This window comes from Roseococcus suduntuyensis (assembly GCF_014196305.1).
Classification (GTDB): domain Bacteria; phylum Pseudomonadota; class Alphaproteobacteria; order Acetobacterales; family Acetobacteraceae; genus Roseococcus; species Roseococcus suduntuyensis.
The window spans coordinates 78,093-99,385 of record NZ_JACIDJ010000005.1 but is presented as its reverse complement, the minus strand read 5'-3'; the positions used below and the strand labels follow the sequence as shown (position 1 = coordinate 99,385).

The following is a 21,293-nucleotide window of genomic DNA, read 5'->3' as shown; positions in this document are numbered from 1 at the left end:
CATGGCCACCTTCACCCTGCCCAAGAACTCGACCATCCAGGGGGGCAAGACCTTCAAGGCCGAGCCGGGCGCGACCAACGTCAAGGCCTTCAAGATCTACCGCTGGGATCCGGATGACGGGGCCAACCCGCGCACCGACACCTTTGAGCTCGATCTCGACAAGTGCGGCCCGATGGTCCTGGACGCGCTCATCAAGATCAAGAACGAGGTGGACAGCACGCTGACCTTCCGGCGCTCCTGCCGGGAGGGCATCTGCGGCTCCTGCTCGATGAACATCGACGGGCTGAACACCCTGGCCTGCCTGAAGCCCATCGACGAGGTGAAGGGCGATGTCCGCATCAACCCCCTGCCCCATTTGCCGGTGGTCAAGGACCTGGTGCCGGACCTGACGCAGCTCTACGCGCAGTATCGCAGCGTCGAGCCCTGGCTGAAGTCGGCCACCCCGCCCCCGCCCGACGAGGAGCGCCGCCAGTCCAAGGAGGAGCGCGCCAAGATGGACGGGATGTGGGAGTGCATCCTGTGCTTCTGCTGCTCCACCGCCTGCCCCTCCTACTGGTGGAATGGCGACCGCTTCCTGGGCCCGGCCATCCTGCTGGCCGCCTATCGCTGGATCAGCGACAGCCGCGACGAAGCGACGGGCGAGCGCCTGGACAACCTGGAAGACCCGTTCCGCCTCTACCGCTGCCACACCATCATGAACTGCACCCGGACCTGCCCGAAGGGGCTGAACCCGGCCGAGGCGATCGGCAAGATCAAGCAGTTGATGGTGGAGCGCCAGGGCTGAGCTAAGGGCTTGCCCGACTCCGGTCGGGCGCCACATTCAGGAGGGATGGTGCACCTCCTGAAACTTTCGGTCGGCGTGCGGGACGTGGCGCATCTGCGCGCCATCCAAGCCCTGCGCGCCACCGCCGCCCCGCCGCTGCGCCACCAGACGCGCATGGCGCCCAAGCGCCGCGACGAGCTGCTCGACGGCGGCAGCATCTACTGGGTCATCGGTGGCTACATCCAGGTGCGGCAGCGCCTTCTCGACATCATCGAGGACCGGTGGGATGACGGCACCGCCTGCGCGGGGCTGGTGCTGCACCCGGAACTGATCCCCGTCGCCGCAAGGCCGATGAAGCCCTTCCAGGGCTGGCGCTACCTCGACGCCGAGGCCGCGCCCGCGGACATCACCGAGGCCGCTGCCATCTCCGACGACCTGCCGCCCGCCCTGAAGGCGGCCCTGCGCGAGGCCTGCCTGATCTGACGCGGCTGTAACCCCGCGCGCCGCTGGCGCGTTGCCTTCCCGCCAGTCCAGGAGGGGTGCATGCGCAGGTTCCAGTCAGGTCAGCGCCATGCTGGCTGAGCTTCCGATCGAGGATGTCATTCTCCAGTTCGCCGTGGTGATCACCGCGGCGCTGGTGGTGCAGTTGCTCTTCGAACGCACGCGCGTTCCGGGCCTGATCGGGTTGATCCTCCTGGGCATGGCCATCGGGCCGGGCGGGGCGGGCGTGCTGCCGGAAGGGCCGGTGGTGGAGCTGTTTGGCTCCATCGGCCTGCTTTACATCATGTTCCTGGCCGGGGTGGAGATCGACCTCGACCTGGTGCGGGAACGCAAGCGGGAGGCGCTGGGCTTCGGAACGCTGGCCTTCGTGCTCTCCTTCGCGCCCGCCTTCGGCGCGGGGCTGGTCTTCGGCCTGGGGCTGCCGGGCGCGCTGCTGCTGGGCGCGGCCCTCGCCTCCCATACCCTGGTCGCCTACCCGATGATCAGCCGGATGGGGCTGGCGGGCCGCCGCCCCATCGTGGCCGCAACCGGCGGCACCCTGCTGACCGACACGTTCTCCCTGCTCGTGCTGGTCGCCGTCATCCGCATCGCGGGGGGCGAGGGCGGCTGGAGCTGGCTGGTACCGGTCGCGGCGCTCGCCGCGCTGTCGGCTGCGGCCCTGCTGCTGATCCCGCGCCTGGCGCGGCTGATACTGGCGGCGGAGAAGCACACCGCGGCCGAGAAGGCGCTGTTCCTGCTGGCCGTCCTGCTGCTGCTGGCCGTGGCGGCGGAGGCGATCGGCACGGAGGACATCCTGGGCGCCTTCCTGGCCGGCCTCTGCCTGAACCGCGCCCTGCACCGGCGCGAGGAGCTGAAGGAAAACCTCGAATTCGTGGGCCGCATGCTCTTCGTCCCCTTCTTCTTCGTGGAGACGGGCATGCGGCTGCGGCTGGACGCGCTGGAGTCGGCCACGACCTGGCTCTTCGCGCTGGCGCTGGTCGCGGTGATCGTGGTGTCGAAATCCCTGGCGGCCGCGATCGCCGCGCGTCTCTTCGGCTATTCGCGGACCGAAGGACTGGCCATGGCGAGCCTCTCCTTCCCGCAGGCGGCGGCCACGCTCGCCGTGGTCGTGATCGGCATGGAGATGGACCTGATCGAGGCCGTCACCGCCGACGCCATCATCATCGTGATCTTCCTGACCTGCCTGCTCGGCCCGCTGCTGACACGCCATGCCGCCCGGAAGATGGCGGGGTGAGGGCCGTCATCCGGCCCCCACCCTCCTCCCATCACGCTGGCACGGGCAGCTTCATCTGCTCGGCGATCTGCACGGCATTGAGCGCCGCACCCTTCAGCAGCTGGTCGCCGCAGAGGAAGAGGTCCAGGCCGCAATTGCCGAACACGTCATTGGCGCGGATGCGGCCGGCCTCCACATCATCGGCGCCGGTGGCCGTCAGCGGCATGGGGTAGAGCTTGGCGCCCACATCATCCATCAGCCGCACGCCAGGCGCCTTGGCCAGCACCGCACGCGCGGCCTCGGGCGTCACGGGGCGCTCGGTCTCGATGGTCACGGCCTCGGCATGGACGCGCATGGTCGGGATGCGGACGGCGGTGCAGGAGATCAGCAGTTCCGGCATGCCCATGATCTTCCGGCTTTCCCAGGCCACCTTCATCTCCTCCCGCGTGTAGCCATTGGCCTGGAAGGTGTCGATGTGCGGGATGACGTTGAAGGCGAGGGGGTGGGCGAAGACCTCCGCCTGGGCGGGCTGGCCCTCCACCAGCACGCGGCGGGTCTCCCGCTCCAGCTCCACCATGCCCTCGGCCCCGGCGCCGGAGGCCGCCTGGTAGGTGGAGACGATGACCCGCTTCAGCCCGAAGGCCTGGCGCAGCGGCTCAAGCGCCACCACCAGGATGGCCGTGGTGCAGTTGGGGTTCGCGATGAGGCGATGCGCGCCGATGGCGTGGCCGTTCACCTCCGGCACCACCAGGGGCACATCGGCCTCCAGGCGCAGGGCGGAGGAATTGTCCACCACGGCCACACCCTCGGCCGCCAACGCCCGCGCATGCGCCTTGGCGAAATCGCCGGAGACGGCCAGCAGCGCGAGATCCAGCTTGCGGGCGCGCTCCATCGAGAATTCCTCGATAGTGACGTCGCCGAAGGGCGTTTTCTGCGTGGTGCCGGCGCTGCGTGCCGAGGCGAAGAGGCTGAGCTGCGTCACCGGAAAGCGGCGACGCGCCAGAACATCCACCAATTCCTTGCCGACGGCGCCGGTCGCGCCAATCACACCCACACGCATTGGTCAGGCTCCTTTCGAAGCCTGAGGGGTTACCGCGCGAAACCCGGCCCAACAAGGCCGGATTCGCGGCGGCAGACCCGCGCCGTCAGAATTCCCGGCGGGGTGGGCGGCGGTCCCGCGGCGGCGGGGCGGGGGCGGCGAGGTCCGCCTCCAGCTCCTTGATCTTGGCCTTCACGCTGTCCCGCAAGGCGGGGGTGGCGTGGGGCTTCATGCCGGCCAGCACCTCGCGCAACTCGCGGAGCTGCTTCTCCTTCTCGGGGCGTGAGCGGGAGATGGGCCGGTTGTCGCTGAGCTGGCCTTCGCGCGAACGCATGGTCAGACGCCCAGCATGAGGCGGCGCGGGTCCTCGATGGCTTCCTTGACGCGGACCAGGAAGCTCACCGCCTCCTTCCCGTCCACGATCCGGTGGTCATAGGACAGGGCCAGGTACATCATGGGCCGCACCTCCACCTTCCCGCCAACCGCCATCGGCCGGTCCTGGATCTTGTGCATGCCCAGGATGCCGGACTGCGGCGGGTTCAGGATGGGCGTGGACATGAGCGAGCCATAGATGCCGCCATTGGTGATGGTGAAGCTGCCGCCCGCCATCTCCTCCAGCTTGAGCTGGCCGTCGCGCACGCGCTTGCCGAAGTCGGCGATGGTCTTCTCGATCTTGGCGAAGTCCATCTCATCGGCATTGCGCAGCACGGGCACCACGAGGCCCGAGGGCCCGCCCACCGCGATGCCCATATGGACGAAGTTCTTGTAGATGACCTCGTCGCCCTCGATCTCGGCGTTGACGGCCGGGTATTCCTTCAGCGCGGCCACGCAGGCCTTCACGAAGAAGGACATGAAGCCGAGCTTCACGCCGTGGCGCTTCTCGAAATGGTCCTTGTATTCGGAGCGCAACGCCATGACCGCGCCCATGTCCACCTCGTTGAAGGTGGTCAGCATGGCGGCGGTGTTCTGCGCCTCCTTGAGGCGGCGGGCGATGGTGGCGCGCAGGCGCGTCATCTTCACCCGCTCCTCGCCGCCTTCCAGCTTGCGGGCCGGCTTCGCGGCGGCGGCGGCGGGCGCGCTGGCGCCGGCCGGGCGGTTCAGGAAGTCGAGCACATCGCCCTTGGCGATGCGGCCATCCTTGGCGGAACCCTGGCCGATCTGCGCCTGCGTCACGTTGCTCTCGGCCATCAGCTTGGCGGCCGCGGGAAGGGGCGCGTGGCCGCCCGGGGCGGTCCCGTGCGCCTCGGCCTGCTTCACCGAACCGCCGCCCGTGCCGACGGGCTTGGCGGCGGCGGTCGGCGCGGCGGCAGGGGCTGCGGCGGGCTTGGCCGCGGCACCGGCACTGGCACTGGCACCGACGGCGATGGAGCCCAGCACGGCGCCCGGCTCCACCTCGGCGCCCTCCTGGGCGGTGATGGCCTCCAGAACGCCGGCGGCGGGGGCGTTGACCTCCACCGTGACCTTGTCGGTCTCCAGCTCCACCAGCGGCTCATCCGCCGCCACGGCCTCTCCGGCCTGCTTCATCCAGCGCGCCACGGTGGCCGTGCTCACGCTTTCGCCCAGGGTGGGCACAACGATGTCCGTCGCCATTGGTCTCTGCCTTCTTTGCCCCTGATCTAGGGCATCGGGGGGCCGGGTGTCATCCGGCCCCTTGCTTCACTGTGTCGAAATCCGCGGTGTCAGACCGCCAATGCCGTGCGAACGAGCGTCTCCTGCTCGGCCGCATGCACCTTGGCCAGGCCCGTGGCGGGGCTCGCCGCTCCGGTCCGGCCCACGAAGCGGGGGCGCTTCGCGGCGATGTCGAGCCCGGCCAGCACGCCCTCGATCCGCCGGTCCACAAAGGACCAGGCGCCCATGTTCTCCGGCTCCTCCTGGCACCACACCACCTCGGCATTGCGATAGGCGCCGATGGCGGAGGCCAGGCTGCGCTCCGGGAAGGGGTAGACCTGTTCCAGCCGCACCAGGGCCACATCGTTGCGGCCCTGCTCGCGCCGGGCTTCCAGCAAATCGTAATAGACCTTGCCGGTGCAGAGCACGACGCGCTTCACCTTCTCCTCGGGCGCGATCGCCTCGGTCTCGGGGATGACGTAGCGGAAGGCGCTGCCAGGCCCGAACTCGGCCAGGCTGCTGACGGCCAGCTTGTGCCGCAGCAGCGACTTCGGCGTCATCACCACCAGCGGCTTGCGGTAGTTGGCCTTGAGTTGGCGACGCAGCGCATGGAAGTAGTTGGCGGGCGTGGTGAAGTTGCACACCCGCATGTTCCGCTCGGCGCAGAGCTGCAGGTAGCGTTCCAGGCGCGCGGAGGAGTGTTCCGGCCCCTGCCCCTCATAACCATGCGGCAGCAGCATCACGAGGCCCGACATCCGCAGCCACTTCGTCTCGCCCGAGGCGATGAACTGGTCGATGATGACCTGCGCGCCGTTCGCGAAGTCACCGAACTGCGCCTCCCACAGCACCAGGGTGCGCGGGTCCGCGAGTGAATAGCCGTAGTCGAAACCCAGCACGCCCGCTTCCGACAGCAGGGAGTTGAAGGCCTCGAACTTGGGCTGCCCCTCGCGGATGTTGTTCAGCGGCGCGTATTCCTGCTGGTTCGCCTGGTCCACCAGCACGCAATGGCGGTGGCTGAAGGTGCCGCGCTGCACATCCTCGCCCGAGAGGCGCACCCGGTGGCCTTCCAGCAGCAGGGTGCCGAAGGCCAGCGCCTCGCCGGTCGCCCAGTCAATGCCCTCGCCGCTTTCGATGGACTGCTTCTTGGCATCGAGCTGGCGGGCGATCTTGGGGTTGAGATTGAAATCCCCGGGCGCGCGGCACAGCGCGCCGCCCACCTCGCGCAGCGTGTCAAGGCCGACGGCCGTCTCGTGCAGCTGCTCCGTCTCGGCACCCGAAGCCACGGGCTTGAGGCCGGCCCAATGCCCCTCCAGCCAGTCCGCCTTGTTGGGCTTGAAGCTGGACGCGGCCTCGAAGGCCTTTTCCAGCTCGGCGTTGAAGGCGTCCTGGATGGACTTCGCCTCCTCGGCCGGGACGCTGCCCTCGGTCGCCAGACGCTCGGCATAGAGGGTCCGCGTCGTCTTCATCTCGCGGATGCGCTTGTACATCGTGGGCTGGGTGAAGGCGGGCTCGTCGCTCTCATTGTGCCCGTGGCGGCGGTAGCAGACGATGTCCAGCACGATGTCCGCCTGGAAGCGCATGCGGAACTCGGCGCACATCTGGGCGCACCAGACCACGGCCTCGGGGTCGTCGCCGTTCACGTGGAGGATGGGCGCCTGGATCGCCTTGGCCACGTCGGTGCAGTAGAGGCCCGAATAGGCATGGGCCGGCACGGTGGTGAAGCCGATCTGGTTGTTGGTCACGATATGGACCGTGCCACCGGTGCGGTAGCCGATGAGCTGGCTCATCGCCAGCGTCTCATACACCAGCCCCTGGCCCGCGAAGGCCGCGTCGCCATGCAGCAGGATGCCCATGACCGAGGTGCGGGTCTTCACATCGCCCGACATGTCCTGCCGCGCGCGGACCTTGCCGGCGACGACGGGGTTCACGGCTTCCAGATGCGAGGGGTTGGGCTGGAGCGAGAGGTGCACCATCCGCCCATTGATCTCGATGTCGGTCGAAGTGCCGAGGTGATACTTCACATCGCCCGAGCCCTGCACGTCATCGGGCTTGAAGCTGGAGCCCTTGAACTCGGCGAAGACCTGCGTGTAGGGCTTCTTCACCACGTTCACGAGCATGTTCAGCCGGCCGCGATGCGCCATGCCGATGGCGATCTCGTTGCAGCCCTGGCCCGCCGCGGTCTCGATCACGGCCTGCACGGCGGGGATGGTGCTCTCGCCCCCCTCCAGGCCGAAGCGCTTGGTGCCCACGTACTTCTTGGCGCAGAAGGCCTCGAAGCCCTCGGCCTCGGTCAGCTGGGTCAGGATCTTGCGCTTCGCGGCCGCGTCGAAGCTCTTCACCCAGGGCGCGCCCTCGACGCGCTGCTGGATCCAGGACTTCTGGTCCGGATCCTGGATGTGCATGAACTCGACGCCGATGGGGCCGCAATAGGTGGCCCGCACGCGCTCCATGATCTCGCGGATGGTGGCCGTCTCAAGACCCAGCACGCGGTCGATGAAGATGCGCCGGTCCATGTCGGCGTCGGTGAAGCCCCAGAAGGCGGGCGACAGCTCGGGGTGGGCCGGCGGCGTTTGCAGGCCCAGCGGGTCGAGCTTGGCTTCGAGATGCCCGCGCACCCGGTAGGAGCGGATCAGCATCAGCGCGCGGATGCTGTCCAGCACGGCGCGGCGCGTCTCCTCGGGGTCGGTCGCGCGCGCGGCGGGGGCGGCGCCCTTCTTCGCGGGCGGAGCCTCCTCGGCCGGAGCGAAGCCGCCGCGCGGCCGTGGCGCCCAGGACGCGCCCTGCGCATCGCCCAGCACCGCCCGCGCGTCATCATTCAGCGTGGCGAAAAGCTCGGCGAAGGAGGGGTCCACGCTGGCGGGGTTCTCGACCCAGCGGGCATAGAGATCAGCGAGGAAGGCGGCATTCGCCCCATTCATCGCGCTGGCGAGGATATCCACACCGGCCATTCTTGTTTCACGAACGCACCTTCCGGCGGTCCGCCCTTCCTGAATTTCTGCGGCTGCGCCGCCGGAAACTCATCCTGCGGCGCGTGGTGTTAACATACCGATGATGGCGCCATTGCGGCACCCCCCTTGGACAGGGCAGATGGCGGAAAACCGCCATGCTGCGCCGCAAAACACAGCAGGCGTGACGCCCTTTGCCCGCCCGCGCTATGCTCGGTTGATGGACGAGACGGATGACACGCTGGAACGCCGCCTGCTGGCCGTGGCGGTGGCACAGGCGGAAGCCACGCCCGCCAGCGCCGACACGCCGCAGGCCCTGGTGCGCGAACGCCTGATCCTCATCCGCGACAGGCTGCAGGCGCAACTTGGCCGGCCGGGGGCGCCATGAGCGGCGAGTTGCCCGTCCATTGGTCCCCCGCCGCCCTGCGCGACCTGGATGGGGTTCTGGCATACCTCACCGCCCAAAACCCGCTGGCCGCCGAGCGCCTGGTGGAGGAAATCCTGGACGCGAGCGACAGCCTCGCCACCCTCGCCCATCGCGGCAAGCCGGGCCGGGTGCCCGGCACCCGCGAGATGCTGACAGACCGGCCCTATGTGCTGGTCTATCGCGTGGAGGAGGGCCAGGGCGTGCGCGTGCTGCGCCTGTGGCACGCCGCCATCATCCGCTGAGAGCCTAATCCAGCGACTGCGTGGAATGGCCGCGCATGACCAAGGCCTGTGCCCCGGGCTCCGGCATCGCGGTGGTGAGGCTGGAATAGCCGTGCCGCAGCACCAGGCCGGTCGCGACATCCAGCGCGAAGCGCCCCGCGGCCGCGAGTTCCATGGGGCGGCCCGGCCGCAATTCGCCCGCGGCGCGCAGGGTGCAGGCGGCCTGCACCACCGGGCGGCCGGCGATGGTGCCGGTGCCCTCGGGCCGGCAGGCGAAGCCGCCCCCCTCCACCTGCAGCCCTTCCATCACGTCGCCGAGTGGAAGGTCCATCACAAAGCCCTCGCCCGGCATGACACGCAGCGCTTCCACCGCATGCGCGCGGACCATGGCGCGGAACAGGGCGCGTAGGCGGCCCACCATCTCGGGCGGCGGGGCGGGCAGGCCCTCGGGCACGGTGAAATCCGCGGGGCCGACCTGGCCCGCGGCATCGCGCGTCAGGGTGAAGGTGACGCCGATGCCATTCTGCAAGGGGCCGGTCGAGAGGGTGAGGTGCCAGACCCCACCCTGCTCGCGCGCCTCCGTCACCTGGAGGCAAGTGGGGTCGCTCGCGGGAAATTCGCGGCCATCGGGCGCCACCAGCATTCGGCGCACACACAGCCGGGTGAAGGGCCCCCAGCCCGCGCCCCCCACCGCCACAGGGGCGGTGAGCGGGGTGAGCGCGCCGTCCAGCGCGATGGCTGGCGCGCGCGCCATGAGTTCGGCGGGGCTGTCGGCCCACGCCGATGGGCCCGCCGCCAGAACCAGCGCCGCCAGCAGCGGCCACCAGCGCGGGCGGCGGAGCGGCCTCAGCGCCCCAGCGCCTTGACCATGGTGGAGCCGAGCGAGGCCGGGCTGTCGGCGATGTGGATGCCCACCGCCGCCATGGCCTCCATCTTCGCGGCGGCCGTGTCCTTGCCGCCCGAGATCACCGCACCCGCATGGCCCATGCGCCGGCCCGGAGGGGCCGTGGCGCCGGCGATGAAGCCCACCACCGGCTTGTTGGGCTTGCCGGGGCCGAAATTCTCGCGCGCCAGGAATTCGGCGGCCTGGATTTCGGACTGCCCGCCGATCTCGCCGATCATGATGATGGACTTGGTCTCGTCGTCCTTCAGGAACAGCTCCAGGACGTCAATGAAGTCCATGCCCTTCACCGGGTCGCCGCCGATGCCCACGCAGGAGGACTGGCCAAGGCCGGCCGCCGTGGTCTGCGCCACCGCCTCATAGGTCAGCGTGCCCGAGCGGGAGACGATGCCCACCGAGCCGCGCCGGTGGATGTGGCCCGGCATGATGCCGATCTTGCAGGCGTCGGGCGTGATGACGCCGGGGCAGTTCGGGCCCACCAGCAGCGACTTGCTGCTTTGCAGGGCGCGCTTCACCCGCACCATGTCCAGCACCGGGATGCCCTCGGTGATGCAGATCACGAGGGGAATCTCGGCGTCCAGCGCCTCCAGGATGCTGTCCGCCGCGAAGGGCGCGGGCACATAGATCACGCTGGCGGTGGCGCCGGTCGCTTCCTTGCACTCGGCGACCGTGTTGAACACCGGCAGGTTCAGCGTGGGGTGCATGGTGCCGCCCTTGCCGGGGGTCACGCCGCCCACATAGGTGCTGCCATAGGCGATGCCCTGGCTGGCGTGGAAGGTGCCCTGCGCGCCGGTGAAGCCCTGCGTCATCACGCGCGTGTTCTTGTCAACGAGAATGGCCATGGTTCAGGCGCCCTTCACGGCAGCGACGGCCTTCTGGGCGGCGTCGGCGAGGTTGTCGGCGGCGATGATCGCGAGCCCGCTCTCCGCCAGGATCTTCTTGCCCAGTTCGACGTTGGTGCCCTCCAGCCGCACCACCAGCGGCACCGAGAGCTTGAGGTTCTTCGACGCCTCCACGATGCCCGTCGCGATCATGTCGCACTTCGCGATGCCGCCGAAGATGTTGACCAGGATGGCCTTCACATTCGTGTCGGAGGTGATGATGCGGAAGGCCTGCGTCACGCGCGCGCTGTCGGCCGTGCCGCCCACGTCGAGGAAGTTCGCGGGGCTGGAGCCATAGAGCTTGATGATGTCCATCGTGGCCATCGCGAGGCCCGCGCCGTTCACCATGCAGCCGATCTCGCCATCGAGCGCCACGTAGTTCAGGTCGTTCTGGACCGCGTCGAGTTCCTTCGGGTCCATCTCCGTGTCGTCGCGCAGCGCCTCCAGGTCCTTGTGGCGGTACAGCGCGCTGTCGTCGAAGGACACCTTCGCGTCGAGCGCCACCACGTCGCCGGCCTTGGTCACCACCAGCGGGTTGATCTCGACGATGGCGCAATCGAGCTCGACGAAGGCCTTGTACATGGCCTCCACGAACTTCACGAAGCTGCCGACCTGCTTGCCCTCGAGGCCCAGGCCGAAGGCCAGCTTGCGGCCATGCCAGCCGGAGACGCCGGTCGCGGGGTCCACATCCACCTTCAGGATCTTCTCGGGGTTGTGGGCCGCCACTTCCTCGATCTCGATGCCGCCCTCGGTGCTCGCCATGATGACGATGCGCGAGCAGTCGCGGTCCACCAGCAGCGAGAGATACAGCTCCCGCGCGATGTCACAGCCGGCCTCGACATAGACGCGGCTGACCAGCTTGCCCTCGGGCCCGGTCTGCTTCGTCACCAGCGTGGAGCCGATCATGGCCGCCGCCGCCGCCTTCGCCTCGGCCACCGACTTGGCGAGGCGCACGCCGCCCTTGCCGTCGGGGTCGTTGGTGAAGCGGCCGGCGCCGCGGCCGCCCGCATGGATCTGGCTCTTCACCACATAGATGGGGCCGGGCAGCTTGCCGGCGGCGGCCTCGGCCTCCTCCGGCGTCCAGGCCACATGGCCGTCCAGCACGGCGACGCCGTAGCGGCGGAGCAGTTCCTTCGCCTGGTATTCGTGGATGTTCATCTGCTTTGTTCCAACCTCAGCTCAGATTGCCATGGGTGAGGGCCTGGGCCCAATCGTCGCGGCCATGGCGCGCGGCTTCCGCCGCCGCCGCGTGCCAATCATAGGGGATCGCGTGGAATTCCACCCGCCATTCGCCGCGCACCTGCTCCAGCAGGGCGAAGCGGGCATGCGGGCTGCCGGCCTCCATGCGGTGCGGATGGGGCTTGGTGTCCGTATAGCCCGGCAGGCCCACGCTGCCCGGGTTCACCACCAGCCGCCCATCGGGCAGGGCCAGCATGCGGGCGCGGTGGGTGTGGGCGGTCAGCACCAGCGTCTCGCCGGCCGGCGGGGGCAGCAGGGCGGCGACACCCGAGGGGGCACGCTCGCGCACGCCGGCTTCCGTGACCTCGTGCAGCACATAGGTCAGGTCGTCCTCGGGCAGGGCGTGCATGGCAAGGATGCCGCCATCGCGCCACACCATCGGTCGCGCCAGCAACGCCGCACGCTGGGCCGCTGTAAGTCGCGCATGGGCGAAGGCGTCTGTGGCGCCCATGCCTTGGGCGCTGTCCGCCGCCACCCAGCGGTCATGGTTGCCGCGCAGCGCCACGGCATCCAGGCCCGCCAGCATGTCAAAGCATTCGGCGGGCCAGAGCGGGCCGCTGACGGCGTCGCCCAGTTCGATCACCAGATCCGGCGCGGCCGCCGCGATCGCCTCCAGCACGGCCGCCAAGGCGAGGCGGTTTCCGTGCACATCCGCGATGACGGCGAGCCGCATCCGTCCTCCTCAGACGCCGAGCTTCTTGAAGTCCTCGATCAGCTTCTTCACCGCATCGCAGGACTTGTCGAAGGCGGCCTTCTCCTCGGGGGTGAACTGCACCTCCACGATCTTCTCGACGCCATTGCCGCCGATCACGACCGGCACGCCCACGTAGAAGTCGTTCTGGCCGTATTCGCCGTTCAGCATCACGGCGCAGGGCAGCACGCGCTTCTTGTCGAGCAGGTAGCTCTCGGCCATGGCAATAGCGGAAGCGGCGGGGGCGTAGAAGGCCGAGCCGCGTTCCAGCAGCTTCACGATCTCGCCGCCGCCATTGGCCGTGCGGGTGACGATCGCGTCGATCTTCTCCTGCGTGGTCCAGCCCATCTTCACGAGGTCCGGCACCGGGATGCCGGCCACGGTGGAGTAGCGCGTCAGCGGCACCATGGTGTCGCCATGACCACCCAGCACGAAGGCCGTCACGTCCTCGACCGAGACGTTGAACTCCTGCGCGAGGAACAGGCGGAAGCGGCTGCTGTCCAGCACGCCCGCCATGCCGACCACCTTCTCGGGCGGCAGGCCGGAGCGCTGCTGCAGCACCCACACCATCACGTCGAGCGGGTTGGTGATGCAGATGACGAAGGCGTTGGGGGCATATTGCTTGATGCCCTCGGCCACCTGGCCGATCACGCCCGCATTCTTCGTCAGCAGGTCATCGCGGGTCATGCCCGGCATGCGGGGGAAGCCCGCCGTCACGATGACCACGTCGGCGCCTTCGATGGCGCTGTAGTCGCCCGTGCCGACCATGTGGCTGTCGAAGCCGTCCACCGGGCCGGACTGCATGATGTCGAGCGCCTTGCCGGCGGCGACGCCGGGGAAGACGTCGAACATCACCACATCGCCAAGCTGCTTCAGCCCGATGAGATGGGCGAGCGTGCCGCCGATGTTGCCGGCGCCGATGAGGGCGATTTTCTTGCGGGCCATGGATTTCCCTTTGGCTTGCCTTCCAGAGGGATGCAGAGTTACTCCGCCGCCCGCCCTGCGGCAACCCGCGCCGCGGGCCGCCCGATATGTGTCAGAGCGGGACGCAGCGGGTGATGTCGCTATGGCCGATGGCGTTGGTGGCCATGGTGCCCTCGGGGCAGGCGCGCTGGTTCATCGCGGCCGGAGGAAGGTCACCGGCCCAGCGGAAGGAGGCATTGGCCGTCCGGGTGCAGACGCGGCGGCCATTGCGGGTGGTGCAGCGTTGGGCGGCCGTCTGCCGGCCGGAGGCGCCGGAGCGGGCCGCGTTGCGCGGCGCGCTGTAGGGAACGGCCGCGGCGGGGCGCGGCGCGGCGCGCTGGCCGGAGGCTGGGCGGGTCGCGGCGGGGCGGCTCGCCGTGCGGGTGGCCGTCCGTGCGGCGGGGCGGTTCGCGGCGGGGCGGGTCGCGGCTGGGCGGGTCGCGGCCGCTCGGCGGGCGCCGGTCGGGCGCGTGGCGGCGGGGCGTGTGGCGGCCGGGCGGGCGGCGGCACGGTTGGCGGCGGTGGCGGCGGGGCGCTGGTTTTGGGCCCCGGTGCGGGTCTGGCCCTGTGCCTCCGGCACCACAGGCGTGAAGGTCAGCATGAACGCGCCCACAAGGCCCACCATAAGAAGCCGCATAAATCCCCCGATCCCCGGAATTATCCCTTGGCGAAGGCGTAGGCCACTCAAGGCAGGTGTGGCAAGGCCAAATACTCGGGGCTCTGCATCTCCATCAGGCGCGACGCGGTGCGCTCGAACATTGCCGCATTTTCGCCTTTTTCATACAGATGGTCCGGCCCCGCCGCCGCCGAGGCCAAAAGCTTGCAGCGGTGTTCATACAGCGCGTCGATCAGCGTGATGAAACGCCGCGCCCGGTCGAAATTGTCGGGGCCGAGACGCGGCACCTCGTCCAGCACCAGGGTGTGGAAATGCCGCGCGAGGCAGAGGTAGTCCGCCGGCCCCAGCGGCTTGCCGCACAGCGCATCGAAATTCGAACGCGCGACACCTCCCGCGGCCTCCGGCACCTCCAGCGTGTGGCCCAGCACCGTCAGCGTCAGGGGCGCGCCCTGCGCCTGGCCCGTCAGGTCGCGGAAGGCCGTGTCCAGCGCGCGCTCGGCCCTCCCATCGGCCGGGTGGTGCCAGGAGGGCAGGCCCCGCATCCGTTCCCGGCGGTAATCCTGCAGGGATTCGAGCTCCAGCACCTCCACCCGCTGCTCGATCAGCGCGATGAAGGGCAGGAAGGCGTCACGGCCGGGCTTGCCCTTGAACAGGTCTTTCGGCGCGGTGTTGGAAGTGGCGACCACCACCACGCCGCGCGCGAACAGCGCCTCGAAGAGCCGGCCCAGGATCATGGCGTCGGTGACGTCATGCACCTGGAATTCGTCGAAGCAGAGCAGCGCCGCCTCGGCCGCGATGCTGTCGGCCAGCGGCGGGATGGGGTCGTTGCCATCGGGGTTGGCGCGTTTCCAGGCATGGATGCGCTGGTGCGCCTGCTGCATGAAGTCGTGGAAATGGATGCGTTGCTTGCGGCGAACCTCGGCCGTCTCGAAGAAGAGGTCCATCAGCATGGACTTCCCGCGCCCCACCTGGCCCACCAGGTAGAGCCCCTCCGGCGTGCCCGATGGCGCGGCGAGGTCGCCCGAGCCCTTTCGCGCGCCGAACAGCTTGCCCAGCAGGCCGCGGGGCGCGGGGCGCGGGGCGTTGGGCGCGGGGTCATAGCCGCGCATGCGCTGCCAGAGCCCTTGCAGCACCTCGGCCGCACGGGCCTGCGCCGGATCAGGGCGGAGCACGCCTTCGGCCACGCGGGCGCGATAGGCGGGCAAGGGACCTTCGTTCAACCTTGTGACACCATCCATTTGGCCCGTTCCTAGCGTCTGATCGGCTTCGGTGGAATCGCCGAAGCCGTGAATCAGCCGCGCAGCAAAGACAAAGCCTGAGCGACGACAGTTGCTCAGGCTGTAGCCCCGGATGCGCCATCGCTCAACGTGGCCCGGGCGTGTATGCAACTCGCGGCAGCAAGGAGGAGGCGCGACATGGCATTCCGGGTGGCGGTGGCCGGCACGAACACGCTGGCGGGGCGCGAGGCGCTCAAGGCCTTGGCCGAGCGCGATTTCCCCGTGGCCGAGATCACGGCGCTGGGCACCGGGCGCAGCGCGGGCCAGGAGATCAGCTTCGGCGAGCGCCAGGTGCTCAAGATGCGCGCGCTGGAGGCTTTCGACTTCGCGGGGCTGGACCTTGTGATCTTCGCGGTGGGCGAGGCCGATGCGCGCCTGCACATCCCCCGCGCGGTGGCCGCCGGCGCCTGGGTGGTGGACCTCAGCCCCGCCTTCCGCATGGAGCCCGGCGTGGCACTGGTGGTGCCGGAGGTGAACGGGGAGGCGCTGGCGCGCCAGCGGAAGAAGCGCATCATCGCCAGCCCTTCGCCCACGGCGGTGTTCGCCGCCCTCGTGGCCGCGCCGCTGCGGGCGCTGGCGCCCTTGCTGCGGGTGAATGTCGTGAGCCTCCAGCCCGCCTCGGGCATAGGCAAGGATGGCATGGACGAGCTGTTCGCCCAGACGCGGGCCAGCTTCGTGAACGACATCCCGGCGCCGCAGCATTTCCCCAAGCCCATCGCCTTCAACCTGGTGCCCCAGACCAGCGCCTTCGCCGAGGATGGCGCCACGCGCGACGAGGCGCTGCTGCCGCTGGAACTGCGCAAGCTGCTGGACCCGGACCTGAAGGCGATGGCGACCTGCCTGCGCGTGCCGGTCTTCGTGGGCGAGGCGCTGGCGCTGCAACTGGAATTCGCCGAAGCCGTGGGCATCGCCGAAGCCCGTGCGGCCCTGCGCCAGGCGCCCGGCCTCTCCTTCTTCGACACACGTGAGGAGGGTGGCTACCCCACCCCCATGGACGCGGCCGGTGAGGACGAGGTCAGCGTCTCGCGCCTGCGGCGGGATGGGTCGGTGGCGCATGGGCTGTCGCTCTGGGTGGTGGGGGACAACCTGCGGAAGGGCAGCGGCCTGAACGCCGTGCAGATCGCGGAGGAGATGGCGGAGCTGGGCCTGTTGGCGAAGGCCATCCGCTGACGACCGCGTTATAGGATAAATTTCCTTGATCTGAGGAAGAAATACTGGCACACCTGGGACCCAAGCAGGAGGTCCCCGCGTGCCCCCCTTCCTCGCCACCCCCCTCACCCTTCTCCTTGGCGCCCTCGCCCTCCTGCTGCCGCTGCTGCTGGCCCGTGCGGCCGGGCTGCGGCTGGAGGGCGCGCTGGCCGCGCCGGCCAACCTCGTCGCGCTGCTGGTCTTCGCGGTCGGCATCGGCTTCGCCGCCTTCCTCTGGTGGCTCGCCTCCCGCTCCTTCGCCCTGCTGCGCGACCCCGCGACCACGCCCGGGCAGATCGCCGCCCTGCGCGACCTGCCGATGGGCCTGCCGGAGGGCACGGTGCGGGCGCTGCTGGCGCTCATCGTCGGCATCATCGGCCTGCCGCTGCTGCTGTTCAGCCAGGCGCTGGCGCTGAATGACGCGGTGGCGGGCTATGTGAACGGCATCATCGCCGGCGTGTTCGGCTATTACTTCGGCGCCCGCTCCACCACGCCCGAAGCCCAGGTGACCCGCCGCCTCACCGAAGTATTGGCGTCGGAGCAGCGCCAGAACCAGGCCCTGCGCGACGCGCCCGACCCGGCGCGGGTCGAAGGCATGGCCGCCCAGCTCGAACGCCATCTGGGCGTGGCGCGGACCATCCTGACGCAGCTTGGCCCCGCACTCCCGCCCGGCATCCTCCCTCCCCAGGCCGCCACGCTGGTCGAGGCCGCCGAGCGCGCCCTGGGCGCCGCCCGGACGCTGGGCGGCAGCGCCACGGAGGCGCCGCTCCAGGCCGCGCTCGGCGCGCTGACCGGCGCCGGCGGGCCCTTCGCCGCCCTGCTGCGCGCCGCCGCCCCCGCCCTGCCGCTCGCCGCCGGCGGGCCGCTCGGAGCCGCGGCACTGGTGCTGGGCGTGGGCTGGAACCTGGGCGCCGGCGCCTGGCGCCGCTTCCGCGCCAGGCTGCTGGAAGCGCCGCTCGACCCCGCCCTGTTCGACGCCGGCACCATCACCCCCGCCTCGGCCGAGCTGCGCCTCGCCCAGGCGCCGATCTTCGCGCGCCTCTTTACGCCCAGGCTGGAGGAACCGGGCTTCCTCGCCACCCTGCTCGACCATTGCCTGCGCCCCGATGCGGCCGCCCTGCTCTGGGCCCGCCATCCGGGCTTCGCGAGCCCGGAGGAGGCCGCCCAGGGCCTGGCGGAATTCCGCGCCGCCCTGCTGGAGGAAGCGCTGGCGCGCGATGTCACGCCCGAGACCCTCGCCCGTGCCGCGTCGGGGCTGAGCGCGGCCACCCCCGCCCTGCGCGCCGCCCCCGACGCCACGCTGCTGACGCCCGTCGCGGCCCCGCCCGAGGCGCGCGCCGCGCTGGAAGGCCTCACCCTTCTGCTCGCCCAACTGCGCGAGACGGACACCGACCCCCTGCCCCTGCTCGCGGAGATCACCCCATGAGCCGACTTCTCCCCCTGCTCGCGCTGCTGGCCGGCTGCGCGCCGATCGCCGCGGTGGTGGACCCGCCGCTGGGCCAGCTCGCCCGCTGGGAGGGTGCGACTGACGCGGCCATCGCCGCCGAACCCGTCGCCTGCCCGCCCGGCCATGCCGCTTGCGCCCGGCTGCACGCCCGCCGCGCCGAGGCCTGCATGCGCCTCGCCATGGAAAGCCGCGCGCCCGGCGCCGCCTGCCCGGGTTCCGTCGCGCATCTGGACTGCGCGGCCCAGGGCTATGCCGCCGCGCGCGCGCTGGCGCCCCATCCGGCGCTGGCCCAGGGCGAGGCCCAGGCGCGCCTCTGCCACGTGGCCTTCCTGCCCCGCGCACAAGCCGCCGCCGAGGCCGCCCGCGCGCGCGATGCCGCCACCGCCGCCCCGCCCGAATCCCGCGGATTGCTGCGCGCCCGCGCCGCGCTGGTCTTGTCACATCCGGCGATAGGAATTTTGTCCGCGAACTGCGCCGTCGCCCGCGCAGGCCTCGCCGAGGCCCCGCCCGGAAGCCCGGAGGCACGCGACCTCGCCACCCGGATCACCACCCTGCCCGGCTGCGGAGATGCGCCATGAACGTCATGCTGATCCAGCCGCTCGTCTTCACCCTGCCCATGATGCGCGGCGAGGTGGTGCGCGAGGCGCAGCTCGCCCTGCTGCGAACCGGACTGAACCCGGGCGAGCCCGATGGCGTCTATGGCCCCATGACGGCCGAGGCGGTGCGCCGCTTCCAGCGCCGCGAGGGCCTGCCGGTGGATGGCGTGCTGACGGGTCCCGCCTGGGCGCGGCTGATGCAGGCGCCCGCCCTGCGGCGCGACCATGCCTGGCAGAACGCGCTGCGGCCCTTCCTGCCGGCGCTCACCACCTTTCACGGCCCACCGGTGGGCGCGGGGCAGCGGCGCTGGCGGCTGGTCCGCGGCGGTGTGCAGGTCGAGGGCGAGCCGAGCCCGCGCCGCAACGCCAACCCCCGCGCCGCCGCCACCGCCTGGGCGCGGCACCGGGCCGCGCTGGAGGCCGCGGCACGGCGCATCGGCACGCCGGTGGACCTGCTGCTGGCGACCGCGCTGGTCGAATCGGGCGGCAGGGCCGAGGCGGTGCGGGAGGAGCCGGGCTTCGTCTCGGACGCCGCCACGCCGCACCGCGTTTCGCCCGGCCTGATGCAGACGCTGATCTCGACGGCGCGCGAGGCCCTGGCCGACCCCACGCTGGACCGCGCGCGCCTGCTGGACCCCGCCACCTCCGCCCTGGCGGGTGCCGCCTATATCCAGCGCCAGGCCACGCGCGGGCGGCTTCCCACGGGCTACGACCCGCCGCTGGTCGCCATCGCCTACAATGCCGGCAGCCTGCGGCCGGCCTCCTCGGACCCGAACTGGGGCCTGGTGCAGACGCGCCGGGGCGATGGCTGGCACGCGGATGCCTTCTGCGCCTTCCTGGGCGACGCCCATGCGGCCTTCGCGGCCGGAGACGCGCCGGGGGCCGAGACACCCAGCCTCTGGGCGCTGCTGGAGGGCGAGGCCCGCGCCGCCTAGAGCATGCTGCGTTCACATGCGTTCACGCAGCCTGCTCTAACCTTTGTTGAGAGCGGGATTCAGCGTTCTCGGTGATTCCACCTCAACGCATCCCGCTCTATGGCCCGGGCCGGGTTGCCGTGGGGGCACCCCAGCCCCCCGGCCGTCGCGCGCCTGTCACATCTCGCGGTGGGGTTCACCAAACCTTACATGGAGGGCTGTGACACAGGCCGGCACCATTCGCCCTGGCCTCGAACCGATGGAACATCATGCTGGAATGGGATGACCTGCGGACCTTCCTTGCCGTGGCCCGCCACGGCAGCCTCTCCGCCGCCGCACGGGCGCTGAAGGTGACGCAGACAACCATGGGCCGGCGCCTCGAAGGCCTGCATGAGCGGTCGGGCGCGCGGCTGCTGCAACGCACGCCGCAGGGCTTCGTCCTGACCCAGGCCGGCGAGGAGGTGATGGGCGCGGTCGAGCGCATGGAGGAGGAGGCGCTGCGCGTGGAGCGGCGCATCACCGGACAGGACAACCGCCTCGAAGGGCTGGTGCGGGTGACGGCGGTGGAGGCGCTGGGCAGCCGCGTGCTCACGCCCATCCTCGCGCAGCTCCATGTCCGCTACCCCGAGATCCTGGTGGAGCTCAGCGCGCAGAGCCGGCCCGTCAGCCTGGCGCGGCGGGAGACCGACATCGCGGTGCGCATCGGCGCCTTCACCGAGCCCGATGTGGTGGCGCGCCGTGCCGGGGAGATCGAGCTGTGCGCCTATGCCGCCACCTCCTACCTGGAGGCGCGCGGCCTGCCCGATTTCGCCACCGGCGCGCCGGGGCACGCCCGCCTGGTCTTCGCCCCTCCTGAGGATGCCCGGTCCGACATGTCGCGGCCCGGGCAGGATTGGCTCGCGGGTCTGATGCACGCCGCGGCGGTGGGTTTCACCTCCAACTCGCACGAGGCGCTGTTGCAGGCGGCGCTGGGGGGCATGGGTGTCGCGGCCCTGCCGCGCGGCATGGGCGATGGCGCCATGGCGCGGAGCGAGGCGCAGGTGGGGCCAACCCTGGTGCGGCTGGAGACACCCTCCGCCGCGCCGCGGGTGGGCATCTGGATCGGCCTGCACGAGGACACCCGCCACACGCCGCGCATCCGCGTGGTGGCGGATGCGCTGCATGAGGGGTTGCAGGCGGTGGGGGCGCAGCTGGCGGGGGCTTAGAGCGGGATGCGTGGAGGTGGAAGCACCTAAAACGTAGAATCCCGCCCTCGACAAAGGCTGGAGCAGGCGGCGTGAACGCATGTGAACGCAGCATGCTTTCGCGCCTGTTCGGCTTGGGCGAAATCGCCGAAGTCGTGAAGCAGCCGCCGGGGCTGAGCCACAGCGTGATCAAGGAGGGTCGATCACGCTGTAGCCACACCGGCCGCCGGAAATCTCAATTCCGGTTCTGCAGGCCCGCCAGACGCGGGGACGGAGCGGCCTCGGGGGCGACGAAGGTGATCGTCCGCGTCTCGCCCTGGTCCACCATCACCGGCACGAGGCCATCGGTGCGCCGCTGCACCTGGGCGTCATCCGTGTAGCGGATGCTGGGCGAGGGGCCGCTGAAGGTCACGACGGTGCCACCGCCGCCCACGATGTTGCCCTGCACGCCGGGGCCGTATTCGATCGTCATGTCCTCGCCGCTGCCCACCTGGCGCGGATAGTCGGCGGCCTGGGCCAGGACGGGGGCGCCCAGCAGCAGGGCGGCGGCGATCAGGTTGCGGGGGGTGTTCATCTTCAAGTTCCTTCCGATCTGTGCGGCGGCGATGGCCTCCGCTGATGGAAGGAAGATGCGCCCGCCCCCCGTCCCGGCCCATTCCAAGGCTTCGTGCAGGGGGTA

22 protein-coding genes are annotated in these 21,293 nt (G+C 70.5%); 10 read left to right on the top strand and 12 right to left on the bottom strand.

Annotated elements, in window-relative coordinates:
* Position 1: 1 nt before the first annotated feature.
* The 3 genes from GGQ83_RS14235 (at position 2) to GGQ83_RS14225 (ending at position 2,498) form a co-directional block, all read left to right on the top strand.
* Complete coding sequence (locus tag GGQ83_RS14235) at positions 2–784, top strand: succinate dehydrogenase iron-sulfur subunit (RefSeq protein ID WP_184385145.1); 783 nt, start codon at positions 2–4, stop codon at positions 782–784.
* A 45-nt stretch (positions 785–829) separates the two neighbouring features.
* Positions 830–1,246, top strand: coding sequence for a DUF1489 family protein (locus GGQ83_RS14230; RefSeq protein WP_184385143.1), 417 nt, complete (start codon positions 830–832; stop codon positions 1,244–1,246).
* Between the two features lie 88 nt (positions 1,247–1,334).
* Positions 1,335–2,498, top strand: coding sequence for a cation:proton antiporter (locus GGQ83_RS14225; RefSeq protein WP_184385141.1), 1,164 nt, complete (start codon positions 1,335–1,337; stop codon positions 2,496–2,498).
* 31 nt (positions 2,499–2,529) lie between these two features.
* On the opposite strand, the gene GGQ83_RS14220 is transcribed toward GGQ83_RS14225, so the two are convergent.
* From GGQ83_RS14220 to GGQ83_RS14205, 4 genes are all read right to left on the bottom strand, one after another.
* Positions 2,530–3,537 carry an aspartate-semialdehyde dehydrogenase gene (locus GGQ83_RS14220; RefSeq protein ID WP_184385138.1) on the bottom strand — a complete coding sequence of 336 codons (1,008 nt, stop codon included), beginning with the start codon at positions 3,535–3,537 and terminating at the stop codon, positions 2,530–2,532.
* An 85-nt stretch (positions 3,538–3,622) separates the two neighbouring features.
* The gene (locus GGQ83_RS14215; RefSeq protein ID WP_184385136.1) at positions 3,623–3,850 is read right to left on the bottom strand and encodes a hypothetical protein; all 228 of its coding nucleotides are present in this window, start codon (positions 3,848–3,850) and stop codon (positions 3,623–3,625) included.
* Positions 3,851–3,852: 2 nt separating this feature from the next.
* A complete protein-coding gene (gene odhB / locus GGQ83_RS14210; protein WP_184385135.1) occupies positions 3,853–5,106 on the bottom strand; it encodes a 2-oxoglutarate dehydrogenase complex dihydrolipoyllysine-residue succinyltransferase in 1,254 nt (417 codons plus the stop codon).
* Between the two features lie 89 nt (positions 5,107–5,195).
* Positions 5,196–8,072: a 2-oxoglutarate dehydrogenase E1 component gene (locus tag GGQ83_RS14205; RefSeq protein ID WP_184385133.1), complete on the bottom strand. Its 2,877-nt coding sequence runs from the start codon at positions 8,070–8,072 to the stop codon at positions 5,196–5,198.
* Between the two features lie 181 nt (positions 8,073–8,253).
* Here GGQ83_RS14205 and GGQ83_RS14200 point away from each other — a divergent pair, with 181 nt between their 5' ends.
* Positions 8,254–8,457 carry a hypothetical protein gene (locus GGQ83_RS14200; RefSeq protein WP_184385131.1) on the top strand — a complete coding sequence of 68 codons (204 nt, stop codon included), beginning with the start codon at positions 8,254–8,256 and terminating at the stop codon, positions 8,455–8,457.
* On the top strand, positions 8,454–8,738 hold the full coding sequence (locus GGQ83_RS14195; protein WP_184385129.1) for a type II toxin-antitoxin system RelE/ParE family toxin: 285 nt from the start codon (positions 8,454–8,456) through the stop codon (positions 8,736–8,738). The genes GGQ83_RS14200 and GGQ83_RS14195 overlap by 4 nt, the downstream gene beginning before the upstream one ends.
* A 4-nt stretch (positions 8,739–8,742) precedes the next feature.
* Here GGQ83_RS14195 and GGQ83_RS14190 read toward each other — a convergent pair whose 3' ends face one another.
* The 7 genes from GGQ83_RS14190 to zapE all read right to left on the bottom strand — a co-directional run bounded on the left by GGQ83_RS14190 (position 8,743) and on the right by zapE (position 15,246).
* The gene (locus GGQ83_RS14190) at positions 8,743–9,471 is read right to left on the bottom strand and encodes a hypothetical protein (protein ID WP_184385127.1); all 729 of its coding nucleotides are present in this window, start codon (positions 9,469–9,471) and stop codon (positions 8,743–8,745) included.
* A gap of 92 nt (positions 9,472–9,563) precedes the next feature.
* A complete protein-coding gene (gene sucD, locus GGQ83_RS14185) occupies positions 9,564–10,460 on the bottom strand; it encodes a succinate--CoA ligase subunit alpha (RefSeq protein WP_184385125.1) in 897 nt (298 codons plus the stop codon).
* Positions 10,461–10,463: 3 nt separating this feature from the next.
* Complete coding sequence (sucC, locus tag GGQ83_RS14180; protein ID WP_184385122.1) at positions 10,464–11,657, bottom strand: ADP-forming succinate--CoA ligase subunit beta; 1,194 nt, start codon at positions 11,655–11,657, stop codon at positions 10,464–10,466.
* A gap of 16 nt (positions 11,658–11,673) precedes the next feature.
* A complete protein-coding gene (locus tag GGQ83_RS14175; RefSeq protein ID WP_184385120.1) occupies positions 11,674–12,411 on the bottom strand; it encodes a metallophosphoesterase family protein in 738 nt (245 codons plus the stop codon).
* Positions 12,412–12,420: 9 nt separating this feature from the next.
* Positions 12,421–13,374 carry a malate dehydrogenase gene (gene mdh / locus GGQ83_RS14170; protein WP_184385118.1) on the bottom strand — a complete coding sequence of 318 codons (954 nt, stop codon included), beginning with the start codon at positions 13,372–13,374 and terminating at the stop codon, positions 12,421–12,423.
* A gap of 91 nt (positions 13,375–13,465) precedes the next feature.
* Entirely contained in the window at positions 13,466–13,993 is a 528-nt protein-coding gene (locus GGQ83_RS14165; protein WP_184385116.1) for a hypothetical protein, read from the bottom strand.
* Positions 13,994–14,076: 83 nt separating this feature from the next.
* Positions 14,077–15,246, bottom strand: a complete 1,170-nt coding sequence (gene zapE / locus GGQ83_RS14160) for a cell division protein ZapE (RefSeq protein WP_184385114.1) — start codon at positions 15,244–15,246, stop codon at positions 14,077–14,079.
* Between the two features lie 177 nt (positions 15,247–15,423).
* Between zapE and GGQ83_RS14155 the strand changes: the two genes are divergently transcribed.
* The 5 genes from GGQ83_RS14155 (at position 15,424) to GGQ83_RS14135 (ending at position 20,635) form a co-directional block, all read left to right on the top strand.
* Positions 15,424–16,455 carry an aspartate-semialdehyde dehydrogenase gene (locus tag GGQ83_RS14155; protein WP_184385112.1) on the top strand — a complete coding sequence of 344 codons (1,032 nt, stop codon included), beginning with the start codon at positions 15,424–15,426 and terminating at the stop codon, positions 16,453–16,455.
* A gap of 79 nt (positions 16,456–16,534) precedes the next feature.
* Positions 16,535–17,899 (top strand): hypothetical protein, encoded by a 1,365-nt coding sequence (locus GGQ83_RS14150; protein WP_184385110.1) that lies wholly within the window; start codon positions 16,535–16,537, stop codon positions 17,897–17,899.
* Positions 17,896–18,498, top strand: coding sequence for a hypothetical protein (locus tag GGQ83_RS14145; RefSeq protein ID WP_184385108.1), 603 nt, complete (start codon positions 17,896–17,898; stop codon positions 18,496–18,498). Before GGQ83_RS14150 ends, GGQ83_RS14145 begins: the two co-directional genes overlap by 4 nt.
* Positions 18,495–19,451: a peptidoglycan-binding protein gene (locus tag GGQ83_RS14140; protein WP_184385106.1), complete on the top strand. Its 957-nt coding sequence runs from the start codon at positions 18,495–18,497 to the stop codon at positions 19,449–19,451. The genes GGQ83_RS14145 and GGQ83_RS14140 overlap by 4 nt, the downstream gene beginning before the upstream one ends.
* A 248-nt stretch (positions 19,452–19,699) precedes the next feature.
* Positions 19,700–20,635, top strand: a complete 936-nt coding sequence (locus tag GGQ83_RS14135; RefSeq protein ID WP_184385105.1) for a LysR family transcriptional regulator — start codon at positions 19,700–19,702, stop codon at positions 20,633–20,635.
* Positions 20,636–20,849: 214 nt separating this feature from the next.
* Here GGQ83_RS14135 and GGQ83_RS14130 read toward each other — a convergent pair whose 3' ends face one another.
* Positions 20,850–21,188, bottom strand: a complete 339-nt coding sequence (locus GGQ83_RS14130; protein WP_184385103.1) for a hypothetical protein — start codon at positions 21,186–21,188, stop codon at positions 20,850–20,852.
* Positions 21,189–21,293: the final 105 nt, after the last annotated feature.